Raw genomic sequence first — 3498 nt, forward strand, 5'->3', positions numbered from 1 at the left:
TCCCCCTCGCCCCCGTCGGCGAGAACGTTCCCGTTCCGGTGGACGAGCCGCCAGCGCCACTCGCCGGCGCCGTCGCGGTAGATCTCGAACCCCGTCGGGTCGAGCCGCAGATACTCCGCGGGACCGGCGTACTCCTGGACGCGCTCGATCGCGTCGCGGGCGGCCGACCGCCGGGTGTACCCCTCGCCGCTGTCGGCGACGATGTTGCCGTTGTCGTGGCGGAGCCGCCAGCGGAACTCTTCGCCCTCGTCCTCGTACAGCTCGAACGTCGTCTGACTCTCGACGACCTCCGGCGGCTCGAACGTCTCGCCCGGCTCGGCGAGTTCCTCCTCGGACTCGATGCGAAGCAGCGTCGCCCCGAGCGCGTTGCGCCGGACGCTCTCGAGTCCCTTCTGTGCGTTGTGCCGCCGGGTGTACCCCTCGCCGCTGGTCGCGACGATGTTGCCGTTGCGGTGGCGGAGCCGCCAGCGGAACTCACCGCCGTTGTCCTCGTACAGCTCGAACCGGGCCTGACTCTGGCGGAGCGACCAGAGCCGCGCGGCGAGGTCGGCCTCGTCGGATTCGGCGTCGGCGAGATCTTCCGACATCGCCGTGACGGCCCGCCCCAGTGACGCCGCGGCGTCCTTCGACGCGGACAGTTCGCCCCGGAGCGCCGCGACCCGTGCGGCGAGGTCGGCCTCGTCGGCCGCGCTGTCCTCGAGCACGTCGTCGAGCTCGGCCAGCTCACGCCGGAGATCGGCGGCTTCCTCGCCTCGCCCGGAGAGTAGCGGGACGAGCACGCCGCCGGCACCGACGAGCAGCAGGCCGAGCCCGTAGAGCCCGATCACGGTCGTGTTCCCGTTCCGGATGGACCATCCGCCCGGGAACACCGCGACGAAGTAGGCGACGCCGATCGCCGCGACGGTGGCGCCGACGGCGACCAGCGTCGTCGCCCGCGAGTCGAGCGGGAGCCGGATCACCGGCCCCACCAGCAGCAGGATCAGCCCGAGGCTGATCCCGACCAGCGAGAGCTGTCTGAGGTCGCCTTGCGGCTCGCTCCCGAGGAAGAGCAACACCCCCGCCACCGCGAGCACCAGCCCGACCACGAACAGCCAGTACCCCCGAACCTCGTCGTTAGTGGTCGGATTGCCGATTCGCCGTCGGTACACCGATCGCAGCGCCCCCTCGTCGGCTCGTTCGGTTGACATCGTCGGCTACCTGTTTCGCCTCTGAGTGCTTATAGGTATGCCAGCGTCTCCCACAGTTCGCTTTAGGGGAGCCGACCGGTCGGTACTGCCGGCGCTCGTGGTACTACGGGTGCTCGTGGATCGGTTCGCGCACGGAGTATGGTCGGTCGAATGCTACGGGCTCGGTGTCTGCACCGTCGAGAGGTACGCGGTGAGGTCGGAGGTGGTGATCATGCCGATCAGCCCTTCGGTGTCGTCGATCACCGGCATGTGGTGGAAGCCGGCCTCGACCATCCGGTCGGCGACCGTCCGGATCGAGTCGCCGGCTTTCGCGGTTTGAACGTCCCGAGTCATGTACTCACTCACGGGCGTCTGGTCTTTCGGCTGCTGCCCCGCCACGATCGACACGAAGTCCGTTCGCGTGAGGATCCCCTCGAGGGTGCCGTCGTCGTCGACGACGACGACCGATCCGATCTGGTTGTCGAGCATCAGTTCGGCGGCGTCCTCGACCAGCGTGTCCCGCGTGACGGTTTTGACCTCGGTGCTCATCAGGCTCGCGACGAAGAGGTCGTCGGTCTCGTCCATGTGAATACACAGCACGACACAGCGGATAACCCTTCCCCTCTCGGGCGATCACCCCCGCCACGCCGACGCCCGGTCGGTACGCCTATGGGACAGCGCCGTCAGACGCCGGTGTCCCGCGCTCCCATGCCCGCCATCGAGACCACCGACCTGACCAAGCAGTACGGCGACACCGTCGCCGTCGCGGATCTCGACCTCGCAGTCGAGTCCGGTAGCGTGTTCGGCTTCCTCGGCCCGAACGGCGCCGGGAAGTCGACGACGATGCGGATGCTGACCGGGCTGGTCCGGCCCACACGCGGCCGCGCGACGGTCGCCGGCGCCGACGCCACCGACCGCGACGCCCTCCGCCCCCGGATCGGCTACCTGCCCGAGACACCGCCGCTGTACGATCACGCGACAGCGTACGAACAGCTCGATTACGCCGCCGGCCTGCGCGACCTCGACCCCGAGCGGGCACGCGAGCGCGCCGGCGACCTGTTCGACCGCCTCGACCTCCCGGCCGAGGTCGCGGCGGGCCGAATCGCCGACTACTCGAAGGGGATGCGACAGAAGGTCGCCTACGTGCAGGCGGTGCTTCACCAGCCCGAGGTAGTGTTCCTCGACGAGCCGACCTCCGGGCTCGACCCGCGTGCGGCCCGGACGCTCCGGGAGCTGATCGTCGAACTCGCCGACGGCGGAACGACCGTGTTCCTCTCGACGCACATCCTCCCGGTGGTCGAGGCGGTCGCCGACGCGGTGGGGATCCTCTACGACGGCGAACTGGTGGCCGAGGGCGCACCCGCCGAACTGCAGCGCCGCGCCGAGACCGGTGAGGCGCGCTCGCTCGAGGACGTGTTCCTCGAACTCACCGGCGAGCGCGCCGACGCGGCACCGAGCGAGGGAGATGGCTGAGCCGAACTGGCTCCGGCACGCGCTCCGGGCGGGCGCCTTCGAGTACCGTCGCTCGGTCCGGGCGGTCCGTGAGGACACGGGCCGGCTGGTGTTGCTGGCGCTCAGCGTCCTGTTCCCGACGCTGATGCTCGGCGGGATGGCCGCGCTGTTCACGCCGATCATCCGGGAGAGCGCGCCGGCCGGGACCGCGGTCCCGCCCGCACTGCGCGGCGGCGCGACGCTGTTCTGGCTGTTCGGCGTCTTTCTGTTGGGCCAGCGGGCGTCGTCGGCCCACAGCGAGCCCGTGGCCGCGCCGTTCGTGCTGACGACCGTCTCCCCCCGGACTGCCGTCCTCGGCGGCGTCATTGCGGAGTCGATGGGCGTGCTGACGTACGTGCTCCCGACCGCGGCGCTCGTGACCGTCGTCGGCGCCTACGCGTTCGGATCGCCGGCACCGCTGCTCACGGTGCCGCTGGTCGGCTGCCTGTTCGTCGCCAGCGCGGTCGTCGCTGGCCGGCTCGCGGGCTACACGACGGCGTGGCTCGTCGCCCGAGTGCCGTTCGTCGCCCGCCACCGGACCGGGCTGAGCGCGCTGGTCGCCGTCGTCTTCTTCGGGCTGTACATGCTGTTCCAGCTCCCGTCGATCCCCTACTCGCTCGACCCCGCGCTGCTGAGCGCCGTCCCGCTGGGCTGGATCGTCGAGGTACTGGCGGTGGGGACGCCGATCCGGTTCTCGCCCGTCCACGCCGCGGGCGGGCTGCTCACCGTCGGCGCGGTGCTGGCCGGCGGCGGCTGGGCCGCGGAGCGGATCGCGGGCTCGCTGTGGTTCGGCGACGAGGTCGATCCGACCGACGACGGCGACACGGCGACGACCCGCGAG

General features: G+C 70.9%; 3 protein-coding genes and 1 pseudogene. 2 read left to right on the forward strand and 2 right to left on the reverse strand.

The features are described from left to right. Positions 1–1187 (reverse strand): DUF1508 domain-containing protein (locus ACFR9S_RS03390; RefSeq protein WP_379818069.1); only part of this gene is annotated, 1187 nt, incomplete at its 3' end. 153 nt (positions 1188–1340) lie between these two features. Then, on the reverse strand, positions 1341–1751 hold the full coding sequence (locus ACFR9S_RS03395) for a CBS domain-containing protein (protein ID WP_379730656.1): 411 nt from the start codon (positions 1749–1751) through the stop codon (positions 1341–1343). A gap of 123 nt (positions 1752–1874) precedes the next feature. Here ACFR9S_RS03395 and ACFR9S_RS03400 point away from each other — a divergent pair, with 123 nt between their 5' ends. Both ACFR9S_RS03400 and ACFR9S_RS03405 read left to right on the forward strand, forming a co-directional pair. Next, positions 1875–2639, forward strand: a complete 765-nt coding sequence (locus ACFR9S_RS03400; protein ID WP_379818067.1) for an ABC transporter ATP-binding protein — start codon at positions 1875–1877, stop codon at positions 2637–2639. Next, a pseudogene (locus ACFR9S_RS03405) lies at positions 2632–3498 on the forward strand (hypothetical protein); the annotation flags it as partial. The gene ACFR9S_RS03400 and the pseudogene ACFR9S_RS03405, both read left to right, overlap by 8 nt.

It is taken from the genome of Halolamina salina (assembly GCF_042678005.1).
GTDB classification, from domain to species: Archaea; Halobacteriota; Halobacteria; order Halobacteriales; family Haloferacaceae; genus Halolamina; species Halolamina salina.

What these genes read in the sequence shown, in the direction of transcription:
- ACFR9S_RS03395 (WP_379730656.1), bottom strand. Translation starts at nt 1,751, where the DNA reads ATGGACGAGACCGACGACCTCTTCGTCGCGAGCCTGATGAGCACCGAG.
- ACFR9S_RS03400 (WP_379818067.1), top strand. Translation starts at nt 1,875, where the DNA reads ATGCCCGCCATCGAGACCACCGACCTGACCAAGCAGTACGGCGACACC.